At 66.7% G+C, this 21,581-nt stretch carries 20 protein-coding genes; 10 read left to right on the forward strand and 10 right to left on the reverse strand.

Going from position 1 to position 21,581, the window contains the following annotated elements; all coding sequences use genetic code 11:
• Positions 1-18 precede the first annotated feature (18 nt).
• Entirely contained in the window at positions 19-2,574 is a 2,556-nt protein-coding gene (locus LRC39_RS14585) for a cation-translocating P-type ATPase (protein WP_346294767.1), read from the forward strand.
• Positions 2,575-2,703: 129 nt separating this feature from the next.
• Here LRC39_RS14585 and LRC39_RS14590 read toward each other — a convergent pair whose 3' ends face one another.
• A complete protein-coding gene (locus LRC39_RS14590; RefSeq protein ID WP_346294768.1) occupies positions 2,704-3,180 on the reverse strand; it encodes a hypothetical protein in 477 nt (158 codons plus the stop codon).
• A 240-nt stretch (positions 3,181-3,420) separates the two neighbouring features.
• Between LRC39_RS14590 and LRC39_RS14595 the strand changes: the two genes are divergently transcribed.
• A complete protein-coding gene (locus LRC39_RS14595) occupies positions 3,421-3,924 on the forward strand; it encodes an Hsp20/alpha crystallin family protein (protein ID WP_107355890.1) in 504 nt (167 codons plus the stop codon).
• Positions 3,925-4,086: 162 nt separating this feature from the next.
• Positions 4,087-4,335, forward strand: coding sequence for a PilZ domain-containing protein (locus LRC39_RS14600; RefSeq protein ID WP_013502316.1), 249 nt, complete (start codon positions 4,087-4,089; stop codon positions 4,333-4,335).
• Positions 4,336-4,374: 39 nt separating this feature from the next.
• Here LRC39_RS14600 and LRC39_RS14605 read toward each other — a convergent pair whose 3' ends face one another.
• A complete protein-coding gene (locus LRC39_RS14605; protein WP_107344798.1) occupies positions 4,375-5,232 on the reverse strand; it encodes an OmpA/MotB family protein in 858 nt (285 codons plus the stop codon).
• A gap of 260 nt (positions 5,233-5,492) precedes the next feature.
• Between LRC39_RS14605 and LRC39_RS14610 the strand changes: the two genes are divergently transcribed.
• From LRC39_RS14610 to arr, 3 genes are all read left to right on the forward strand, one after another.
• A complete protein-coding gene (locus tag LRC39_RS14610; RefSeq protein WP_346294769.1) occupies positions 5,493-6,119 on the forward strand; it encodes an HAD family hydrolase in 627 nt (208 codons plus the stop codon).
• Between the two features lie 30 nt (positions 6,120-6,149).
• The gene (locus LRC39_RS14615) at positions 6,150-6,638 is read left to right on the forward strand and encodes an acyl-CoA thioesterase (RefSeq protein WP_430624894.1); all 489 of its coding nucleotides are present in this window, start codon (positions 6,150-6,152) and stop codon (positions 6,636-6,638) included.
• A gap of 145 nt (positions 6,639-6,783) precedes the next feature.
• Complete coding sequence (arr, locus tag LRC39_RS14620) at positions 6,784-7,197, forward strand: NAD(+)--rifampin ADP-ribosyltransferase (RefSeq protein ID WP_107355893.1); 414 nt, start codon at positions 6,784-6,786, stop codon at positions 7,195-7,197.
• Positions 7,198-7,248: 51 nt separating this feature from the next.
• On the opposite strand, the gene LRC39_RS14625 is transcribed toward arr, so the two are convergent.
• Positions 7,249-7,578: a hypothetical protein gene (locus tag LRC39_RS14625; RefSeq protein WP_346294771.1), complete on the reverse strand. Its 330-nt coding sequence runs from the start codon at positions 7,576-7,578 to the stop codon at positions 7,249-7,251.
• A 198-nt stretch (positions 7,579-7,776) separates the two neighbouring features.
• On the opposite strand from LRC39_RS14625, the gene LRC39_RS14630 reads away from it, so the two are divergent.
• Positions 7,777-8,988 (forward strand): molybdopterin molybdotransferase MoeA, encoded by a 1,212-nt coding sequence (locus LRC39_RS14630; protein WP_346294772.1) that lies wholly within the window; start codon positions 7,777-7,779, stop codon positions 8,986-8,988.
• Between the two features lie 176 nt (positions 8,989-9,164).
• The gene (gene lexA / locus LRC39_RS14635) at positions 9,165-9,875 is read left to right on the forward strand and encodes a transcriptional repressor LexA (protein ID WP_107344803.1); all 711 of its coding nucleotides are present in this window, start codon (positions 9,165-9,167) and stop codon (positions 9,873-9,875) included.
• A 59-nt stretch (positions 9,876-9,934) separates the two neighbouring features.
• On the opposite strand, the gene LRC39_RS14640 is transcribed toward lexA, so the two are convergent.
• Positions 9,935-12,205 carry a ComEC/Rec2 family competence protein gene (locus LRC39_RS14640; protein ID WP_346294773.1) on the reverse strand — a complete coding sequence of 757 codons (2,271 nt, stop codon included), beginning with the start codon at positions 12,203-12,205 and terminating at the stop codon, positions 9,935-9,937.
• Between the two features lie 92 nt (positions 12,206-12,297).
• A complete protein-coding gene (locus LRC39_RS14645; RefSeq protein WP_263988671.1) occupies positions 12,298-13,980 on the reverse strand; it encodes a glutamine--tRNA ligase/YqeY domain fusion protein in 1,683 nt (560 codons plus the stop codon).
• A gap of 161 nt (positions 13,981-14,141) precedes the next feature.
• On the opposite strand from LRC39_RS14645, the gene gltX reads away from it, so the two are divergent.
• Together gltX and gltA are read left to right on the forward strand one after the other, a co-directional pair.
• Positions 14,142-15,563 carry a glutamate--tRNA ligase gene (gene gltX / locus LRC39_RS14650; RefSeq protein ID WP_346294774.1) on the forward strand — a complete coding sequence of 474 codons (1,422 nt, stop codon included), beginning with the start codon at positions 14,142-14,144 and terminating at the stop codon, positions 15,561-15,563.
• A 150-nt stretch (positions 15,564-15,713) separates the two neighbouring features.
• The gene (gene gltA / locus LRC39_RS14655; RefSeq protein ID WP_346294775.1) at positions 15,714-17,018 is read left to right on the forward strand and encodes a citrate synthase; all 1,305 of its coding nucleotides are present in this window, start codon (positions 15,714-15,716) and stop codon (positions 17,016-17,018) included.
• 83 nt (positions 17,019-17,101) lie between these two features.
• Here gltA and lpxB read toward each other — a convergent pair whose 3' ends face one another.
• The 5 genes from lpxB to lpxD are packed head-to-tail and all read right to left on the reverse strand — an operon-like array spanning position 17,102 to position 21,577.
• The gene (gene lpxB / locus LRC39_RS14660; protein ID WP_346294776.1) at positions 17,102-18,316 is read right to left on the reverse strand and encodes a lipid-A-disaccharide synthase; all 1,215 of its coding nucleotides are present in this window, start codon (positions 18,314-18,316) and stop codon (positions 17,102-17,104) included.
• The gene (locus LRC39_RS14665; RefSeq protein WP_346294777.1) at positions 18,313-19,170 is read right to left on the reverse strand and encodes an LpxI family protein; all 858 of its coding nucleotides are present in this window, start codon (positions 19,168-19,170) and stop codon (positions 18,313-18,315) included. Before LRC39_RS14665 ends, lpxB begins: the two co-directional genes overlap by 4 nt.
• Positions 19,171-19,188: 18 nt before the next feature.
• Positions 19,189-20,031 (reverse strand): acyl-ACP--UDP-N-acetylglucosamine O-acyltransferase, encoded by an 843-nt coding sequence (gene lpxA, locus LRC39_RS14670; protein WP_346294778.1) that lies wholly within the window; start codon positions 20,029-20,031, stop codon positions 19,189-19,191.
• A gap of 8 nt (positions 20,032-20,039) precedes the next feature.
• Positions 20,040-20,495 (reverse strand): 3-hydroxyacyl-ACP dehydratase FabZ, encoded by a 456-nt coding sequence (fabZ, locus tag LRC39_RS14675; RefSeq protein WP_011158461.1) that lies wholly within the window; start codon positions 20,493-20,495, stop codon positions 20,040-20,042.
• A complete protein-coding gene (lpxD, locus tag LRC39_RS14680; RefSeq protein WP_264052458.1) occupies positions 20,495-21,577 on the reverse strand; it encodes a UDP-3-O-(3-hydroxymyristoyl)glucosamine N-acyltransferase in 1,083 nt (360 codons plus the stop codon). Before lpxD ends, fabZ begins: the two co-directional genes overlap by 1 nt.
• Positions 21,578-21,581: the final 4 nt, after the last annotated feature.

Raw genomic sequence — 21,581 nt, forward strand, 5'->3', positions numbered from 1 at the left:
CGAACGTCAGGTTGCCCGATGCCCGACCTCGCCTCTCCCTCCGACAGCATCTCCGGCCTCAGCGAGCGCGAGGCTGCGGAACGGCTCGCCAGCGAGGGCTACAACGAGCTGCCAAGCCCTGATCGCCGCCCCCTGCTCGGCATCGTGTTCGAGGTGGTGCGCGAGCCGATGCTGGCGCTGCTGCTCGGCGGCGGCGTGGTCTACATGGCGCTCGGCGATCTGAAGGAAGCGATCATCCTGCTGATCTTCGCCACGCTGTCGGTGGTGATCACGGTGGTTCAGGAAGCACGCACCGAACGCGTGCTGGAGACGCTGCGCGATCTCACCAGCCCGCGTGCCCTGGTGATCCGCGACGGCATCCGCAAACGCATTGCGGGGCGCGAGGTAGCGCGCGGAGACGTCATGGTGTTGTCGGAGGGTGACCGCGTCGCCGCCGACGCGGTGTTGCTGCAGGCCGACGATCTCTTGGTCGACGAGTCGCTGCTCACCGGCGAGTCGGTGCCGGTGCGCAAGCTCAGCCGGGACGAAGCCGACACCACCGCGTCGCATCGTCCCGGCGGCGACGATCAGCCCAATGTGTATTCCGGCTCGCTGGTGGTGCGCGGCGGCGGCCTTGCCGAAGTGACCGCCACGGGCGCACGCAGCGAAATCGGCAAGATCGGTCAGGCGCTCGGCTCGATGCAGACCGAAGCACCACGGCTGCAGCAGCAGACCCGCGCGCTGGTCCGCACCTTCGGCATCATCGCCGCCGCCTTCACCGCGCTGGTCGTGATCCTCTACGGCGCATTGCGCGACGGCTGGCTCGACGCAGTGCTCGCCGGCATCACCGTCGGCATGTCGATGCTGCCGGAAGAATTCCCGGTGGTACTGACGGTGTTCATGGCGATGGGCGCCTGGCGGATCTCGCAGGCCCGGGTGCTGACTCGGCGCGCTGCCGCGATCGAGGCGCTCGGCTCCGCCACCGTGCTGTGTACCGACAAGACCGGAACGCTGACCGAAAACCGGATGTCGGTCGCCGAACTGCGGCTTCCTTCCGGCGAGGTGTTCCGGCCGCGCGAGGACGGCACGCTGCCGCAAGGCTTTGCGCCGCTGCTAGAGACTGGTCTGCTCGCCGCCGCGCCCGATCCGTTCGACCCGATGGACCTCGCGCTGCACCGGCTCGCGGGCGACCATCTACCCAGCCGCAATGGCGAGCGCAGCCTAGTCCACGCTTACGGGCTGCGCCGCGACCTGCTGGCGATCACCCAGGTCTGGCGCGCCCCGGACGATGCCAGCAACTACGTGGTGGCAGCGAAAGGTGCGCCGGAGGCGATCGCGCGGATGTGCGGCCTCGATGCCACCGCGCTCGGCACCGTCTCGCGCACCGTCGATGCGATGGCGGCCGAGGGGCTGCGGGTGCTCGGCGTCGCGCGCGCATCGCATCCAGGCGAGGATTGGCCGGAGACCCAGCTCGGCTTCCGCTTCGACTTCCTCGGCCTCGTCGGCCTCGCCGATCCGCTGCGCGCATCGGTGCCGGCCGCCGTCGCCGACTGCCGTGCCGCCGGCATCCGCGTGGTGATGATCACCGGCGACTATCCGGCGACCGCACAGGCGATCGCGCGCCAGGCCGGGATCGATGCGGACAGTTGCGTCACCGGCGAGGAGATCGCCACGCTCGACGACGCCGCGCTCGCCGCGCGGCTGCGCCGCGCCACCGTGTTCGCGCGGATCATGCCCGAACAGAAGCTGCGGATCGTCGAAGCGCTAAAAGCTGACGGCGAAGTCGTTGCAATGACCGGCGACGGCGTCAACGACGCGCCATCGCTGAAGGCCGCGCATATCGGCATCGCGATGGGCGGCCGCGGCACCGACGTCGCCCGCGAAGCGTCGGCGATCGTGCTGCTCGACGACGACTTCGCCTCGATCGTCAAGGCAATCCGGCTCGGCCGGCGGATCTACGACAACCTCGTCAAGGCGATGGGCTTCATCTTCGCCGTGCACGTGCCGATCGCCGGGCTGGCGCTGCTGCCGCTGCTGTTCGGACTGCCGATCCTGCTCGGGCCGATCCACATCGCGTTCCTGGAGATGATCATCGATCCGGTGTGCTCGATCGTGTTCGAGGCCGAGACCGCGGAGGACGACGCGATGCGCCGCCCGCCCCGCGATCCGGAGCAGCCGCTGTTCAGCCGGGCGCTGATCGTGTGGGGCATGTTGCAGGGCCTGTTGGTGTTCGTGCTGGTCGCCGGCGTGTTCGTGATCGGCCAGATGCGCGCGATGCCGGACACCGAGCTGCGCGCGCTGACGTTCTTCGCGCTGGTGCTGAGTTTCGTCGGACTGATCTTCGTCAATCGCTCGTTCAGCGCCTCGCTGCTGACGGCCCTTCGGCGTCCCAACGCGATGCTGGCGGGGATGCTCGGCATCGTCGCGGTGGTGCTGATCGCCAGCCTGGCATGGCCCTGGCTGCGCGATCTGTTCCGGTTCGGCCCGCTGCATCCAGACGATCTCGGCCTCACCGCGGCCGCGGCGCTGGTGGTGCTGATCGTGCTGGAACTGGTCAAGCCGCTGTGGCGGAGGATGATGCGGCAACCGGGGTAGCGCCCGGCCGCCGCATCGCGGGACGCGGATTGGCGTCGTTACGCGAATGCGTAGTCCGCGGCCTGCCGGTCGATCACGAACCGGCTGGTATTGGCGCAGTCTTCACAGCGATAGATGTGGCGCTCGAACTCAACCTTGCGTCCGACCGGTCGTGGCTCGACGCGCACGAGCTGCATGGTCGCGCCGCACTCCGGGCAGCGGGACGGGTCGAAACTGGTTGATACGTGGCGCCAGACCATAATGCCTCCTCCATGATGGCCGGTAGTCGTCGGACGGATCATGCTGAGCGGCGCAGTCGCCGCTCAGCCGGATCGAGGCCCCGCCTTTCGGCGGCGGCTCGTCGTCATCGAGCCGCTGCAAGGCGTCGAGGATCGCGCGTAGCGGCACCGGATTGCGGTGCCCCGGCGCGAGACGCAGCCATGGCTGCTGCTCGACGGCGTTGGCGTCGGACGCCCATGAGGAGAGGATGGCGCGCTTTTCGGCGGTGCAAAGCGCGTCGTCGCGCAGCACCTGGTCGGGATGATCATAGACCGTTGCCGAGGGGCGCAAGGCGGTGACGCTGGCGGCGCCAGGCGCGTAGCTGTGTTCGAAATTGGTAGATCGCATCTGTGGTCCTCCCGAATTCCTCCTTCCAAACCGGGACGGCCGATGACTTGGACACGGCGTTACCGTTTTCAAGACGGTGCGCGAAAAAAATCTTCGTACTCCCTCCACGGGACTACCACCCTGCCCCTTGACGGCGGCGCAACCGCGCCCAAATCGAAAGCGCACCCGCGATACGCGGGCGACTTCCAGATCACAACTAACAGTATCGAGGACTTCAAGACTGACTACGAGGAGGCATCCATGAACATGCGCGACATCATCCCCTGGGGCCGGACCAATCAACCCGCGACCCGCTCGTTCGAAGGCGACCCGTTCCTGTCGCTGCACCGCGAGATGAATCGGCTGTTCGACGACGTATTCCGCGGCTTCGACGTGCCGGCCCGCGCCGGCGCCCTGACGCCGTTCAGTACCGGTTGGCCGAAACTCGAAATCACCGATGGCGACAAGGAGCTGAAGATTGCTGCCGAAGTGCCGGGCCTCGAGGAGAAAGATATCGAGGTGCTGCTGGACGACGGTACGCTGACGATCCGCGGTGAAAAGACGTCGTCGAACGAGGCCAAGGACAAGCAGTTCAGCGAGCACTTCTACGGCAAGTTCGAACGCCGGATTCCGCTGGACGTCGCAGTCGCCGCCGATCAGGTCAGCGCCAGCTTCAAGAACGGCGTACTGACCGTGACGCTGCCGAAGGTGGAACCGTCACCCTCGACGGCGAAGCGGATCGAGATCCGGCCTGCGAACTCATAACCTGGCATTAAGCATCCGCGCCCCGGCTCCCTCGAAGCGGTCCGGGGCGCGGCTTAGTTGCAAGGAAGTAGCGTCGGTTTAGAGTCGACAACAACTCGAATTTAACAAGTCTCGGTTGCAATCGGGCTGATCCCTTATCCAGCCAGCCCGGGAGCCACTTGCATGACTCAGCCGCGACGGTTTGCACGCGTCCGCCCCAGCGGGCTCGTCTCTGGGAATGCCAATCTGATCGTCGGCCCGAAGCTGCCGGTGATCCCGTGCCGCGTCGTCGACTACTCAGCGGGCGGCGCCTGCGTCGAGCTCAATGCCGACGCCAATTTGCCGCAGCGCTTCGAGATGCTGCACGGCGCGACCAAGAAGAAATGCCGGATGGTGTGGAAGCGCGGCCGCCGCGTCGGATTGTGCTTCTGAGCTTGAGCCGCCAATCGAAGTCGTCAGCTCAACCGATTGTCAGCGCTGCAGATCCGGCGGCAGCGGCGGGTTCTCGCGCATCAAGGTGATGGTGACGCGGCGGTTGGCGGCGAGTGTCGGCGCATCCGGAAACAGCGGTTCGCCGTCGCCCTTGCCGACCAGCGACAGCACCTGGCTGGTGGGCAGGCCCTCCTGCTTCAGGACCTCGCGCACCGCATTGGCGCGGTTCACCGACAGGCTGAGCGGATCGTCATCGCCAGCTTGCACCACGGTCGCCGCGGTGTGGCCGACGATGATCACGCGCAGCGAGGTGGCGCGCAGCGGCGCAGCAAGCCGGGCGACCAGCTTGCGGGTGCGTTCATACGGCACCGCCGAGCCGTCCGGAAACATCGGCCGGCCGTCCTGATCGGTGAGTTCGAGATTGAGCCCGACCGGCGTCTCTTCGAACACGACGTTCTTGGACATCTCGGCTAGTTCCGGCACGTCCTGCAGCGCCTGACGCAGCGACGCGGAAGCCAGCGCGAATTCGCGCTCGGCCTTGGCATGAGACGCGGCGCTCCCCGAACCACCGGCCTCTTCCAGATGCGGCGTGTTGCTGGCCTGATCGGGTGCGACGTTGCGCTTGCTCTTGACGTGGCCCTGCACCGGCACGCCGTCGGTCTCGATCACGCCGGCGAACCGCGAGTTCTGCTGCACGCCGAACGCGTCGCGCATCGAGCCGGCCACGATCTGCATCTTGCGCAAGTCCTGGGTCGAGAACGACACCAGCATGACGAAGAAGCTGACCAGAAGGCCCATCAGGTCGGCAAAGGTGACGAACCAGCCGTGGGTGGCGTGAGCTTCCTCGGGCTTCTTCTTGTTGTTGCCCGAGGACAGGCGTCCACCACCACCCTTCATCGGCTTTGATCCGATGCGGTCGACGACGGCAGCAAGATGGGAAGTCCGAAGCGCATGAGCGGATCGCCGCTGGTCAATACCCGGCGCCGCGACCCCGCATACGGTGCAAGGTGATTGCAGCAAGATGCGCTTCGCAGCGGCATTTCTTGTAGCGGCTGCGGATTACCAAACGGTTTCGTCAGTCTATAACATTCTTTAACCAAAATGCGTCTGTGTCGCCACCTCACGACTCGCAGCTCCTCATCGACAAGGTTCTCAGCATGACCACCGCCCTCGCCCCCGGCGCCGCCGATGCGCTGCTGTTCGATCTCGGCCGCGTGGTGATCGACTACGATCTGCGCCGCACCTTGAAGGCGTGGGCCGTCGAGCTCGGCAGCGATCCGCATGCGCTGATGGCCAAGCTGGCGCAGGACGACACCTTTCATCGCTATGAGACAGGCCACGTCACCGATGCGCAGTTCTTCGCCGCCGTGCGCAGCGCGCTCGGGCTGACGCTGACCGACGAGCAATTGCGCGAAGGCTGGAACGCGATCTTCATCGGCGAAATGCCGGGCATCGCGCCGCTGCTCGACCGTGCCGCCGAGCAGCTTCCGCTGTACGCGCTGTCCAACACCAACGATGCGCATATCGCGCATTTCTCCGAGCACTACGCCGAGCTGCTGGTGCACTTCCGCGAACTGTTTCTGTCGTCGCAGATCGGCATGCGCAAACCGCACGGCGAGACCTACGATTACGTCGTCAAGGCGATCGGGGTTGCGCCGCAGCGCATTGTGTTCTTCGACGATCTGGCGGAAAACATCGAAGCCGCGCGCGAGCGCGGGCTGCACGCCGTCCAGGTGTATTCCAGCGACGACGTCGCCCGCACGCTCGATCAGCTCGGGCTGTAAGCGCGCGAGACGACCGACCGACGAGACGTGATGATGACCGACGCTTCTGCCGATCTTGCCTGGGATCATCCCGCCCCGTTCACCCTGCCGGTGACGCCCGCGCCGGCCGATATCGACGGCCTCAACCACACCAACAACTCCGTCTATGTGCGCTGGTGCGACAGCGTCGGCTGGGCGCATTCAGAAGCGCTCGGGCTGTCGCTTGCCGACTGGCAGCGGATCGATCGGGCGATGGCGATCCGGCGCGGCGAATACGACTACCTGCTGCCGAGCCATTTGGGCGACGAGCTGCTGCTCGGAACCTGGATCTATGGCAGCGACGGCAAGCTGGTGATGGAACGCCGCTTCCAGCTGATCCGCCTGCGCGACGGCGCCACCATCATGCGCGGGCGCTGGCAGCTGGTGTGCATCGAACTGAGCAGCGGCCGCCCGCGCCGCCTGCCGCCGGAATTCGCCAGCATCTATCTGCCGGTGATGATCAAGGCCGACGACGGCGGCCCAGCGCCGGCAACGACTTAGGACAAGTCTCTTCCGCCCGGCCCGACTTCGTCGTGAGCCGGGGCGAAGGAAATTACGGCGCGGTCGGTATCAGCCTCGAGGCTGATGAACCCGACGCGCACCGACGTCGTTGTCGTCGGTTCAGTCACACCGGAGCGCGCCCCTCATGTCCGCAGCGGCCAGCATGTTCGTGCGTCAGTTCTTCCATGGGACCCGGGCCGATCTCGGTCCCGGCGAGCTGATCGTGGTCGGCTACCAGTCCAACTTCACCACCGTAGCGCCGCTGTCCTGGGTGTATTTCTCCGGCACGCTGGACGCTGCGATCTGGGGCGCCGAGCTCGCCGCCGGCGATGCGCCGCAGCGGATCTATGTGGTCGAGCCGACCGGCCCGTTCGAAGACGACCCCAATCTCACCGACAAGAAGTTTCCCGGCAACCCGACGCTGTCCTATCGCTCGAAACATCCGCTGCGCATCGTCGCCGAAGTGACCAAATGGCAGGGCCACCCGCCGGAGCGCGTGCAGCAGATGAAGGACGGTCTCGCCCGCCTCAGCGCCGAAGGCGCCGAGATCATCGATTAGCGCTTCAGAAGCACGGCGGCGTGCGCTCGCGCGCAACGCCGCGACCGTCCGTTACTGCGCCGGCAGCGCCCGGCAATCCATCGAGTACACCAGCTCGCCCTTCGCGGTGCGGCCGATCGGCTGGCACGGCGTGGACGCACGGCTCGGCTGCGCGCTCGGCGCTGCCGCAGGCCGCGCGGCTTCGCTCGAAGCTGCGGCCGGCGCGGCTGCAGGGGCCGCTGCAGGCTCAGGCGCGGATGCGGACGGCGGGCCGTAGTCGCCGGCGTTAAACGACGGCGCCCAGCCTTTGCTCCAGTCGTGGCGCATCCAATACACCGAGCCGAACGCGATGATGCCGACCACGACCATGATCCGCAGGAACCATTTCGGGAAATCTTCCATCTGCGCGCTCCACGTCCGCTCGATGCCTGGAACCGGTCGTACAGGCGAAGACGACGGTTCGACAATAATGATTTAGGCCGACGCGGCGGGACGCCGCGCTCGCCGTAGACTCCGAGCGCATCTTGCGCGGGCGCCGCGCGCCACCTAAAGCCGGATCGTGACGGTTCGATTTCAACTCGCCTGCGAGGGAGAAGCCCGATGGCTCTGATGCCGGTCGACGACGCGCTGGCCGCGGTACTGGCTGGTGCGCACGGGCTCGACACCGAGCTGGTCGCGATCGAGGACGCTCACCGCCGCGTGCTGGCGCGCGATCTCGCAGCGCTGCGGACCCAGCCGCCCCAGGCGATGTCGGCAATGGACGGCTACGCGGTGCGCGCTGCGGACGTGGCGGCGACACCTGCAACGCTCCGGGTGATCGGGGAGATCGCGGCCGGCCGCCCCTCGACGATCGGCATCGGCCCAGGCGAGGCGCTGCGCATCTTCACCGGCGGCGTGGTGCCGGACGGTTCGGACGCCGTGGTGATCCAGGAAGACACCGTGCGCGACGGCGACCGCGTCACCGTCAACGAAGCGGTCAAATCCGGCCGTCACATCCGCCCGGCCGGAATCGATTTCAAGGAGAGCCAGGTTCTGCTGCGCCAGGGCCACCGGCTCAGCGACCGCGACCTCGCGCTTGCGGCCGGCATGAACCACGCGGCGCTGCCGGTGCATCGCCGCCCGCGGCTGGCGATGCTCGCCACCGGCGATGAGCTGGTGATGCCGGGCACGACACCCGCCCCCGGCCAGATCGTCTATTCCAACGGCTACGCGCTACGTGCGCTGGCGCACGCCGAGGGCGCCGACGTGATCGACCTCGGCATCGCCGCCGACACGCTGGAAGCGACCCAGGCCGCGATCCGGCAGGCGCGCGATTTCGGCGTCGATCTGCTCGTCACCACCGGCGGCGCATCGGCCGGCGACCATGATCTGGTCAAGGGCGCGCTGGAAGCCGAAGGCACCACGATCGCGTTCTGGAAGATCGCGATGCGCCCGGGCAAGCCGATGATGCACGGTCATCTCGGCCCGATGCGGGTGATCGGCCTGCCCGGCAATCCGGTGTCGTCCTACGTCTGCGCGGTGCTGTTCATGGTGCCGCTGATCCGCGCGCTGTGCGGCATGAGCAAGCCAAGGCATGTCCGCGAGCCGGCGCTGCTCGGCGCGGACCTTCCCGGCAACGATCAGCGCGAAGACTATCTGCGCGCCACGCTGTCACGCGACCAAACCGGACGGCAGATCGCCACTCCGGTCGACAGCCAGGATTCGTCGCTGCTGGCACGGCTGGCGACCGCGGAAGCGCTGATCGTGCGCCCGGCTTTCGCGCCGGCGGCACCGGCCGGTTCACCCTGCGTCATCCTTAAGCTCCCGCTATAGCGACCCGTGAAAATCCTAGATTTCGATTAAGAGGTTGCGGAACACACCCCGAACAGATAGTGTCCGTTCATGATTTGTTTTCGAGATTCGGCGACGATGACGCTCTCACAAGGGCTCGTGGCCCGAACCGAAACGCACCTCGAACCGGCACATCATCGCCGACTGGGGATTTGCCGATGCTGACCCGCAAGCAGTTTGAGCTGTTGAAATTCATCAACGAGCGACTGAAGGAGGCCGGCGTGCCGCCGTCCTTCGACGAGATGAAGGATGCGCTCGACCTCCGTTCGAAGTCCGGCATTCATCGCCTGATCACTGCGCTGGAAGAGCGCGGCTTCATCCGGCGGCTGCCCAACCGCGCCCGCGCGATCGAAGTCATCAAGCTGCCCGACACCGGCGGGATGCCCGGCAACAGCCGGCGCGGTTTCACCCCGAGCGTGATCGAAGGCAATCTCGGCAAGGTGCGGCCGCCGAGCCCGGCGCCGGCCGAGGATGACCACGATCGCGGCAGCGTCGCGGTGCCGGTGATGGGCCGGATTGCGGCCGGTACGCCGATCGAAGCCTTGCAAAGCCGCAGCCACACTATCAGCGTGCCGGCCGACATGCTCGGCAGCGGCGAACACTACGCGCTGGAAGTGCGCGGCGACTCGATGGTCGAAGCCGGCATCCTCGATGGCGACATGGCGCTGATCCAGAAGAACGACATCGCCGACACCGGCGACATCGTGGTGGCGCTGATCGACGAAGAGGAAGCCACGCTGAAGCGCTTCCGCCGCCGCGGCGCCTCGATCGCGCTGGAGCCGGCCAACGCCGCCTATGAGGTACGGATCCTGCCGCCGAACCGCGTCCGCATCCAGGGCAAGCTGATTGGGCTGTACCGCAAGTATTGAGGCGCGCAGCGGGCAGAGCTGATCGCCCGCTCTGCCGTCGGCGTGCGGACCTTTGCGTCCTACTCGTCGCCCACCTGGTCCTGCGGCGCCGGCGTGGCGTCGATCGGCGCACGGCGACGGCTTGAAGGTTCGGTCGAGATAGCCGCGTCCGTCGCCGCCGCGGCCGCTGGAGCCCAGGGCCGGCTCTGGCCGCGAGGTCGGGCGGCCTCCGCCACGAACAGCCCTGGATCATTTCCGCTCCGCCGCAGCGCCAGCGCGCCATTCGCCTGCAATTCGTCCCGGCCGATCACCCGTGCGGCACAATCCGGCGGCGGCTGGCCGGCGGTGACGATCAGCACCGCACGGGCGCAATCGTCGGCGAGCCCGTCGGGCCGGAGCGACAGTGCCACCAGCCGTCCGTCGGCGAGCGGCGTGACACAGCCGTCCGGATCGCAGGAGACGCCGGCGCGCAGCGACGCTGCATCCGGGGCGCGGGAATCGGCATCGGCGGCGAGCCACTCCTTCAGCCGAAAGGTATCCGCGCCGCTTTGCATCAGGTGCAGCCGGCCGTCGGCGCCGCGCACCGCGACCTGCCTGCCGTCGCCGGCAATCAGTACCTCCGGCTGCGGCGTCAGCGCCGCCCAGGCGATGGCGACGCCAACGCCGAACGCCCCGCCCCAGCGCAGCGGCGAGCGCAGCAGACCGAGCATCACGATACCGAGCGAGGCGACGAGCAAGGGGCCGCTACCGAACGCGGTCACGCGGCCGACCGCGCCGGGCAGCGACGCCACCCATTGGGCGACCAGGATCATCCAGTCGATCCCGAGTTCCATGATCCGCCAGAACGGCGCATCGAGCCCGAACGGCATCGCCGCGAGCCCGAGCAGCCCCGCCGGCATCACGATCGCCGACACCACCGGCATGGCCGCCAGATTGCTGAGCACGCCATAGGGCGTGATGCGGTGGAAGTGATAGGCCGCGTACGGCATCGTCGCGAAGCCGGCGACCAGCGAGGCCAGCGCAAGCAGCGCAATCTCCCGCCCGCCCCACAGCGCCACCCGCGCAGCAGTCGAACTATCGGCCTGCGCGAACAGCGCCGGCATGCCGATCTGTACCAGCGCGACCAGGCCGAGTGTGGCCGCGAACGACATCTGGAAGCTCGGATGCACCAACGCTTCCGGCGCGATCAGCAGCACGACCAGTGCGGCCAGCGCCAGCGTCCGGAACGTGATTGCGCGGCGGTCGACCATCACGGCGATCAGCACCACCGCGGTCATCAGAAAGCTGCGCTGGGTCGCGACTTCCGCGCCCGACAGCGCCAGATAGAACGCGGCCGCCATCAGCGCGACCGCGGCCGCGACCTTCTTGATCGGAAACGTCACGGTCAGCCGCGGGATCAGCGCCAGCAGGGCGCGGAGCGCGAAGAACACCACGCCGGCCACCACCGCCATGTGATAGCCGGAGATCGACAGCACGTGACCGAGACCGGAGATGAACATCGCATCGTTCACCGGGGTCGAGATCGCGTCTCGCTTACCTGTGAGCAGCGCGGTGGCGATCGCGCGCGGATCGCCGCCCAGCGACGCGCGGATTTGGGCGTCGATCGCATCGCGCAGACCCTGCATCACCGCGGCGTAGCGCAAGCGCCAGCCGCCATCCTGCGGCGGCTCGGCGGTGGTAATTGCACCGAGCACGAAGCCGGACGCAGCGATGCCCTGGAAGTACAAATCGCGCGCGAAGTCGTAGCTGCCCGGTCGCAGCGGCTGAAGCGGCGGCTGCAGCCGCGCCTTCAGCGTCACGAAGCTGCCGACCGCAGGCGCCGTTCCCTTCTTCACCGACAGCCGCACCCGCTCCAGCGATGGTGCCCGCGCCGCCTGCATCTGCGTCACGCGGAGAACGAAGCGGTCGGTGCGCTCGCGCTCTTCGCGGATTTCGACGAAGCCCCGCAGCTCCGCTGCGAACACCGGCGCGGCCAGCACCGGATGCGCGATCCGCGCCGCTTTCAGCGACGCGGTCGCAAAGCCTGCCACCAGGGCCGCCAGCAACAGGACCGGTGCGAAGGCCTGGCTGCGCTGCAGCAGGATAGCCACGATTCCGAACACTGCCGCGGTCGCTGCCGCCACCCAGGCAACCGGCTCGTGATCGGCGGCGAAGTACAAGGCAATACCGGCGCCGAATGCCACCGGCGTCCACGGCAGCAACCGGCCCGGCCCCGCCTCGGCCCGCGCCCAGTCGCGGAAAAGATCAAGAAAAGCCGGTCCCCACGACAAACCGGACGGCAGCAACGCACCGGCGCCCGCCGGCGCCCCGGTCGGCCATGTCCGTGCTCTGGTCCGATCGCGCCGCTCCACGGCACCCGCCCCCGTCCGCCGCGAGCGGAACAGTGGAGCAGAATGCCTCCGCCGGCAATCACCGGCGGAGCGCAATCGAGATCGGTGGTAGTTCAGCCCTTCGCGACTTCCTTGGCGAAGGTATCGCGCAACCCGATGGTGCGATTGAACACCGGCTTATCCGGTGTCGAGTCACGATCGCGGACGAAGTAACCCTGACGCTCGAACTGCAGCGGCTCGGTCGAGTTGCTCGCCGCCGTCTCCGGCTCGATCCGCGCCTCGGTCAGCACCTCGAGCGACTGCGGATTGAGGTCATCGGCAAAGCTCGCAGCGCTCGGCGCCGGATTGGCGAACAGCTGATTGTAGATCCGGATCTCGGCCTTCACCGACTGCGCCGCCGGCAGCCAGTGCATCGTCGCCTTGACCTTGCGTCCGTCGGGCGCGTTGCCGCCGCGGGTTTCCGGATCATAGGTGCAGCGCAGCTCGACGATCTCGCCGGCCTCGTTCTTGATCACCTCACGGCACTTGATGAAGTAAGCATAACGCAGCCGCACCTCATTGCCCGGAGACAGCCGGAAGAACTTCTTCGGCGGGTTCTCCATGAAGTCGTCCTGCTCGATGTAGATCTCGCGGCCGAACGCGATCTTGCGGGTGCCGAGGCTCGGATCATCAGGATGGTTGATCGCCTCGAGCTCCTCGGTCTGACCTTCCGGGTAGTTCTCAATCACCACCTTCAGCGGCTTCAGCACCGCCATCCGCCGCTGCGCGGTGCGGTTCAATTCCTCGCGGATGCAGAATTCCAGCATGCCGAGATCGACCACGCTGTTGGCCTTGGCGACGCCGATCCGCTTGACGAAGTCGCGCAGCGCCGCCGGCGGCACGCCGCGCCGCCGCATCCCGGCCATCGTCGGCATCCGCGGATCGTCCCAGCCGGCGACATGGCCGCCGCGCACCAGTTCGGTCAGCACGCGCTTCGACAGCAGCGTGTAGGTGATGTTGAGCCGCGCGAATTCATACTGACGCGGCTGCGACGGCACCGGCAGCTTCGACAGCAGCCATTCGTACAGCGGCCGGTGATCCTCGAACTCCAGCGTACAGATCGAGTGGGTGATGCCCTCGATCGCATCCGACTGGCCGTGCGCGTAGTCGTAGCTCGGATAGATCGACCATTTGTCGCCGGTGCGCGGATGGTGCGCATGCAGGATGCGGTACAGCACCGGATCGCGCAGGTTGATGTTGCCCGACGCCATATCGATCTTGGCGCGCAGCACCCGCGCGCCGTTCGGGAATTCGCCGGCCTTCATCCGCCGGAACAGGTCGAGATTTTCCTCGACCGAGCGATCGCGGAACGGGCTGTTCTTGCCCGGCTCGGTCAGCGTGCCGCGGCTGGCGCGGATCTCGTCCTGCGACTGATCGTCGACATAGGCGTCGCCGTTTTTGATCATCAGCTCCGCCCAGGCGTAGAGCTGCTCGAAATAGTCCGAGGCGTAGAACATATGCTCGCCCCAGTCGAAGCCGAGCCAGTGAACGTCGGCCTGGATCGAGTCGATGTATTCCTGTTCTTCTTTGGTCGGATTGGTGTCGTCGAACCGCAGATGGCAGCGCCCGCCGAATTCCTGCGCGATGCCGAAATTCAGCGCGATCGACTTGGCATGGCCGATATGCAGATAGCCGTTGGGCTCCGGCGGGAACCGGGTCACGATGGTCCGGTGCTTCCCGCTGTCGAGATCGGCCTGGACGATGTCGCGAATGAAGTCGCGCCCTGCCTCGCCCGCCGCTGTATCTGCCGTCGTCATGCGTCAATCGTCCTACTGGTCGGAACCGAAAGGGGTATCTGCCAAATCCGCCGCCCCGCGCCAACCCCCAGGGGCTGCGCGGACCACTTTAGTTATGCGCCGATCCTGCTATACACCCTGCGCGCCGCTCCGGCGCGTTCCCTTCCCTGCATTTGGTTCGAATGACCCGTCCCGTCGTCACCCGCTTCGCGCCCTCGCCCACTGGTTTTCTGCACATCGGCGGAGGCCGCACCGCGCTGTTCAATTGGCTGTATGCGCGCAAGCACGGCGGCACGATGCTGCTGCGAATCGAGGACACCGACCGTCAGCGTTCGACCCAGGAGGCGATCGACGCCATCCTCGACGGGCTGAAATGGCTCGGGATCGATTGGGACGGCGACACCGTTTACCAGTTTGCGCGCGCGGCGCGGCACCGCGAGGTCGCCGAGCAGCTGCTGGCGGCCGGCAAGGCCTACCGCTGTTACGCCACCACCGAGGAGCTGGCGGCGATGCGCGACAAGGCCCGCGCCGAGGGCCGTGCCAAGCTGTACGACGGTAGCTGGCGCGACCGCGATCCCTCCGAGGCCCCGGAAGGCGTCAAGCCGACCATCCGCCTGAAGGCACCGCTGACCGGCGAGACCGTGATCGAGGATCAGGTGCAGGGCCGTGTCGCCTGGCAGAACGAGAACCTCGACGACCTGGTGCTGCTGCGCGGCGACGGCACCCCGACCTACATGCTGGCAGTGGTGGTCGACGACCACGACATGGGCGTCACCCACGTCATCCGTGGCGACGACCATCTGATCAACGCGGCGCGCCAGAAGCAGATCTACGACGCGATGGAGTGGGAGCTGCCGGTGATGGCACACATCCCGCTGATCCACGGTCCCGACGGCTCGAAGCTGTCGAAGCGCCACGGCGCGCTCGGCGTCGATGCTTACCGCGCGATGGGATACCTGCCCGCTGCGCTGCGCAACTACCTGGTCCGACTCGGCTGGAGCCACGGCGATCAGGAAATCTTTACCACGCAGGAAATGATCGAGGCGTTCGACCTGGCGGCGATTGGCCGGTCGGCGGCGCGGTTCGATTTCGCCAAGCTAGAAAGCCTCAACGGTCACTACATCCGTCAGAGCGATGATCACTCTCTCGTGACCCTGCTCGAGGACCTGCTGAAATACATCCCGCAGGGCCCGGCGATTGCGGCGAAGTTCGACGACAGCATCCGTGCCAAGCTCACCCAGGCCATGCCGGGTCTGAAGGAACGCGCCAAGACGCTGATCGAGCTGCTCGACAATGCCGGCTTCATCTTCGCCGACCGGCCGCTGGCCCTGGATCCCAAGGCGCAGGCGGTATTGACGCCCGAAACCCGACAGCTGATCGGCCGGCTGCGCGCCGCGCTGGAGGACGTCACGCCGTGGACGGCGGCGACGACCGAGGCCGCGATGCGGACGTTCGCCGAGCAGGCTGGGCTGAAGCTGGGTGCTGTGGCGCAACCGCTCCGCGTGGCACTCACGGGACGAACCACATCGCCGGGAATCTTCGACGTTTTGGCGGTGTTGGGGCGCGACGAGTGCCTGTCCCGCCTCGCCGATCAGGCCGCGTAAAAAACCCGGGAAACGGCTCGCGTCCGGCCGCCTTGCAGTGCACACTGCAATGAGCTACGCCTTTCCGCCAGCGCTTCAAGACAACCAGTCTCGCTCGCAAGAGCGCTGCGCATACGGCTGGTTTCGCCAACGAACATCGGGGACCACACGATGGACGCAACGACCAACAACAAAACGGCAACGCTGACGGTTGGAAACAAGAACTTCGATCTTCCGGTGCTCACCGGGACAGTCGGTCCCGACGTCATCGACATCGGCAAGCTCTACGCGCAGACCGGGATGTTCACCTACGATCCGGGTTTCACGTCGACGGCGAGCTGCCAGTCCAAAATCACTTACATCGACGGCGACGCAGGCGTTCTCGAGTATCGCGGTTACCCGATCGAACAGCTCGCTGAAAAAGGCGACTTCCTCGAAACCTGCTATCTCTTGCTGTACGGCGAGCTGCCGACCAAGGCGCAGAAGGAAGACTTCGACTACCGCGTCACGCGCCACAACATGGTGCACGATCAGATGTCGCGGTTCTTCAACGGCTTCCGCCGCGACGCGCATCCGATGGCCGTGATGGTCGCTTCGGTCGGCGCGCTGGCCGCGTTCTACCACGACTCCACCGACATCAACGATCCGCAGCAGCGGATGGTGGCGTCGATCCGGATGATCGCCAAGGTGCCGACGCTCGCCGCGATGGCCTACAAGTATTCGGTCGGTCAGCCCTTCATCTACCCGAAGAACTCGCTGGGCTACGCCGCCAACTTCATGCGGATGTGCTTCGCCACGCCGTGCGAGGAATACGTCGTCAACCCGGTGCTGGCGAACGCGCTCGACAAGATCTTCACCCTGCATGCCGATCACGAGCAGAACGCCTCGACCTCGACCGTCCGTATCGCCGGCTCGTCGGGCGCCAACCCGTTTGCCTGTATCGCGGCCGGCATCGCCTGCCTGTGGGGCCCGGCGCATGGCGGCGCCAACGAGGCGGCGCTGGCGATGCTCAAGGAGATCGGCGACGTCTCCAACATTCCGGACTTCATCGCCAAGGTGAAGGACAAGAACTCGTCGGTGCGGCTGATGGGCTTCGGCCACCGCGTCTATAAGAACTACGATCCGCGCGCCAAGATCATGCAGCAGGTCTGCCACGAAGTGCTGGCCGAAACCGGTCACCACGGCGACCCGCTGCTGAAGGTGGCGATGGAGCTCGAGAAGATCGCGCTCAGCGATCAGTACTTCATCGACCGCAAGCTGTACCCGAACGTCGACTTCTATTCGGGTATCACGCTGAAGGCGATGGGCTTCCCGACCGACATGTTCACCGTGCTGTTCGCGGTCGCCCGCACCGTCGGCTGGATCAGCCAGTGGAGCGAGATGATCGAAGATCCGCATCAGAAGATCGGCCGTCCGCGCCAGCTCTTCACCGGCGCGACCACCCGCAACTACGTCGAGATCGGCAAGCGCGGCTGATCTCTACACGCACAAACGTCGTTGAAGGACCGGCCTCGCGCCGGTCCTTTTCGTTTCCGGGCTCGGGTCGGTAGAGCAGTCCCTCAATCCGCCGATGAAGCGCTGTGGTGATTACCACCCTTGTGCCGCATCACGTCCAGCACGATATCGGCCGCACGTCCGCTCGGCGTCTGCTCGCCGGTCGACAGGATGTCGTCGATCTTCGCAAAGCCCGCGAGCTGGTGCCGCCGCGCCGGCGTGTCGCCGAGCAGGTCACGTACCGCCGGGGCGAGCCGGTCGGGTACGCAATCTTCCTGGATGAACTCCGGGATCACATCGTCGCCGATCACGAGATTGGCGAGGATCACGGTGCCGGGACGAACGACACGCCGCGCGATCCAGATCTCGACGCTGCCGGCTCGATAGGCCGTCACCATCGGCACGCCGGCGATCGCGAGCTCGAGCGTCACCGTGCCCGACTTGGCCAGCGCCGCATGGGCGATCCGGAACGCCGCCCGTTTGTCCTGTTCACCGACGACGATCCGCGGCTGCACCTCCCAGGACGCGACCGCAGAACGAACAAGGCTTTCCAAATGCGGCGTCGTCGGCAACACCGCTTCGAATGCGACACCGTCGCGCTTCAGCCGCGCCAGCGTCTCACCGAACGCAGCAGCATGGTGGCGGACTTCGCTGCGTCGGCTGCCCGGCAGCACCAAAAGCACCGGCGGCGAAGCCTCGCGGCGCGCCTGCTCGGCGGCATCAGGCCGTAGCGAACCGAACTGCTCGGTGAGCGGATGCCCCACATAGCTGCACGGCGGGCCCTGCAGCCTTCGATACTCGGTCGGCTCGAACGGCAGCAGCGCCAGCACGTGATCGACATAGCCGAGCATCGCCCGCGCCCGCCCAGGCCGCCACGCCCACACCGTCGGGGAGACGTAGTCGACGATCGGAATCGACGGATCACGCTTCCGCACCCGGCGCGCAACGCGGTGGGTGAAGTCGGGGCTGTCGATGATCACCAGGATGTCGGGCTTGGCCGCCAGCACCGCGTCGACCGCACGGCGGATCAGCTTCAGGATCAACGGCAGCCGCTGCACCACGGCGGCGAAGCCGATGATCGACAGCTCCTCGATCGGAAACAGCGAGGCGAGCCCCTCGCCGGCCATGCTGTGGCCGCCGACGCCGGCGAACCGGACATTCGATCCGAGCCGCGCCCTGAGTTCGCGCATCAACGCAGCGCCGAGCCGATCCCCCGACTCCTCGGTCGCGATCAGATAGACCGTGCGAACCCGATCCCCGGCCTTGGCAGCGCCGCTCATGCCGGCATCCCAATCGCGAACACGCCGGCCTTGTCGGCGGCCGTAATCATCTCTTGCGGCTCGGCGACGACGGTGTGCCCGGCCACCACGGCGACGCCGCCGAGCTGCGCGGCGATCAGTCCTTCGATGGTTTTCGGCCCGAGTGCAGGCAGGTCGAAGCGCAGGTCCTGACCGGTCTTCGGCGCCTTCACCAGCACGCCGTGGCCGGGCTTGGCGCGGATCCGCCTGGCGTCGCGAAGCTGCGCCACGCGCCGCAGCAGCTCGTCGGTCCCGCCGGTGTCCTCGACAGCAACGACGTGACCGTCGATCACCACACAGCCCTGGCCGATGTCGAACGGGCTGAGCGCCGCCAGCACCGCCCGTCCTTTGGCGATATCGGCCTGAACGCCCGCATCGGGGGCGGCACGGGTGAGACAGCCCTCGGGCATCAGCACGTCGGTCGCGACGTCTTTCAAGCCAAGCAGCCTGAAGCCGTGACGCTCGAACAGCCGGCCGACACCGGTCAGCAGGTGGTCGTCACCGCCCCGATAGGCCGCGAGCACCGCCGGCAGCACTTTGATCGCGCCCCAGTCGAGCCGCATGTCCGACAGCGCCGGCCGCACCAGCGAGCCGATGAACACCAGGTCGCGGCAGCCTTCGGCGCGGAGCAGTCGCAGCAGCCTGCCGAAAGCTCCCATTCGCAGCCAATGATGCCGGTACGCGGTGACGCGTTCGGCGTCGCAGCTTCCCTTCAGCGCGAACAGCACCGGCGTCAGGCCGCGCGCGGCGAGCGAGTCGGCAACGGCGAATGGCAGCGTGCCGCCGCCGGCGATGATGCCGACGGGCGCGCCAATCTGCAGTGATGGATCAGTCATGGCCGCGCCGACCGCAGGTCAGGCGTCGTCGCCGTCATTGACGGCCGCACCGCCCTCACGCGCCATGCACAGCGCGACACGCTGGCCGCGACCGCCGCGGCCCTTGATGTCGTCGATGAACGTGACGATCTCGGCGATCGCCGGATCCTCCGCCGTGCGCGGACGCACCCGTTCGAGCCGTTCGGCGAGCGGACCGCTGCTGTAGAACAGATCGTTGAAGAACGAGCGCACAATCGCGAGCCGCTCCTTGGTGAACTTCCGCCGGCGCATGCCAACGATATTCAACCCGGCGAGCTTCGCATAGATGCCGTTGGCGAGCGCGTATGGAATGACGTGGGTGCGCAACCCGCTCATGCCGCCGATCATCACCTGGGGGCCGACCCGGGTGAACTGCTGCAGCACCGTCATGCCACCGATGAAGGTGAAATCGCCGATCTCGCAGTGACCGCCGAGGGTCGCGGCATTGGCGAAGATCACGTCGTTGCCGACGATGCAGTCGTGGCCGACATGACTCGCCGCCATGAAGAACCCGCGGTCGCCGACGCGGGTGACGCCGCCGCCGCCGACCGTGCCGGTGTTCATCGTCACGTTCTCGCGGATGGTACAGGCGTTGCCGATGATCAGTGTCGTCGGCTCGCCCTTATAGCCGGTCGACTGCGGCGCGCCGCCCAGCGAGGCGAACGGATGGATGGTACAGGCTTCGCCGATCGTGGTGTGGCCGGTGACGTTGACGTGGCCGATCAGCGTCGTACCGGCGCCGATGCTGACGTGCGGCCCAATGGTGCAGAAGGGCCCGATGGTCACGTCGTCGCCGATGACGGCGCCGTCTTCGATACGCGCAGTCGGATCAATTGTGCTCATTCAGCCCGTCAATCTGCCAGCATCGCGCCGACATCGGCTTCCGCCACGATCTGTCCGTCGACCTTGGCCTCGCCGTGAAACCACCACATCGTCTTGCGCCGCCCGGTGCGGGTCAGGTGATACTCGACGGTATCGCCAGGCATCACCGGCTTGCGGAACTTGCACTTGTCGATGGTCAGGAAATACACCGCGCGCGGCTTCTCGGTGCCGGTGACAGACAGGATGCCGATCACGCCCGCGGTCTGGGCCATGCCCTCGATCATCAGCACGCCCGGATACACCGGTCGCTCCGGAAAGTGGCCCTGGAACGCCGGCTCGTTGACGGTGACGTTCTTGATGCCGATGCCGCTGTAGTCCTCGCGGATGTTGATCACGCGATCGATCAGCAGAAACGGGAAACGGTGCGGCAGGGTCTTGAGGATGGTGTTGATGTCAACGTTCTCAAAGCGAATCGGCGATTCCATCACCCCCGTCCTTCATCCCTGTCGTCATCGGGTCTTGCCGCCGTGTCGGCTCCGCTGCCTTCAGCGAGCCGCCGCACCGCGAGCATCTCCCGGAACCATGTTCTGGTCGGCCGTGCGAAGATACCGCCCCAGCGCTCACCTGCGGGAATACTGTCCTTCACCCCGGACATCGCCGCCACCTGGGCGCCGTCGCCAATCACCACATGATTGTTGATGCCGACCATGGCGCCGAGCGCGACGTTGTCGCCCAGCGTCAGGCTGCCGGCAAGACCGCATTTGGCGGCGATCACGCAATGTCGACCAATTGTTACGTTGTGGCCGATCTGAACCTGATTGTCGATCTTGGTGCCCTCGCCGATCACCGTGTCACGCAGCGAGCCGCGGTCGATCGTCGTCCCGGCGCCGAGCTCGACATCGTGCTGGATGATCACGCGGCCGGTCTGCGGCACCTTGGTGTGCTGGCCTGCGAAGATAAAGCCGAAGCCGTCCTGGCCGATATGGCAGCCCGGATGCATCAGCACATTGTTGCCAATCAGCGCGTGCTGCAGGTGGCTGCCGGCACCGATGTCGCAATCGCGGCCGATCTTGACGCCGGCAGCGATCACCGCCCCCGCCCCGATCACCGTTCCCGAGCCGATCTCGACGTCTGGCCCGATCACCGCCAGCGGCTCGACCGTGACCTCGTCTTCGAGCTTGGCGCTGTCATGGATGACCGCCGTCGGCGCGATGCCGGGCGCTCCGATGCCGGTGTGCGGACGCAACGCATCGGAATACAGATGCCGGGCGTAGGCCACGAAGGCATGGAACGGACGCCGGGCGCGCAGCACAGCGACGTGCGACGGCACCCTGCCCTCAAACCGCTCGCTGACAAGGCACGCGCCCGCGCGCGTGTTGGCGAGTTCGTCCGAGTAGCGGAGATTCTCGAAGAAGCTCAAGTGCATGGGGCCGGCCTCGTCGAGCGAGGCCAGTCCGGTGATGCGATGCTCCGCGTGCGAAGCATCAACCAGCGTTGCTTTCGTCAGGCTGGCGATCTCGGCCAGGGTCGACGAAGGACGCGGCGGGAAAAACGACGTGGATGCCATTCCT

Origin of the sequence: Rhodopseudomonas sp. P1 (assembly GCF_039642825.1) — a bacterium.
Lineage (GTDB): Bacteria > Pseudomonadota > Alphaproteobacteria > Rhizobiales > Xanthobacteraceae > Rhodopseudomonas > Rhodopseudomonas palustris_H.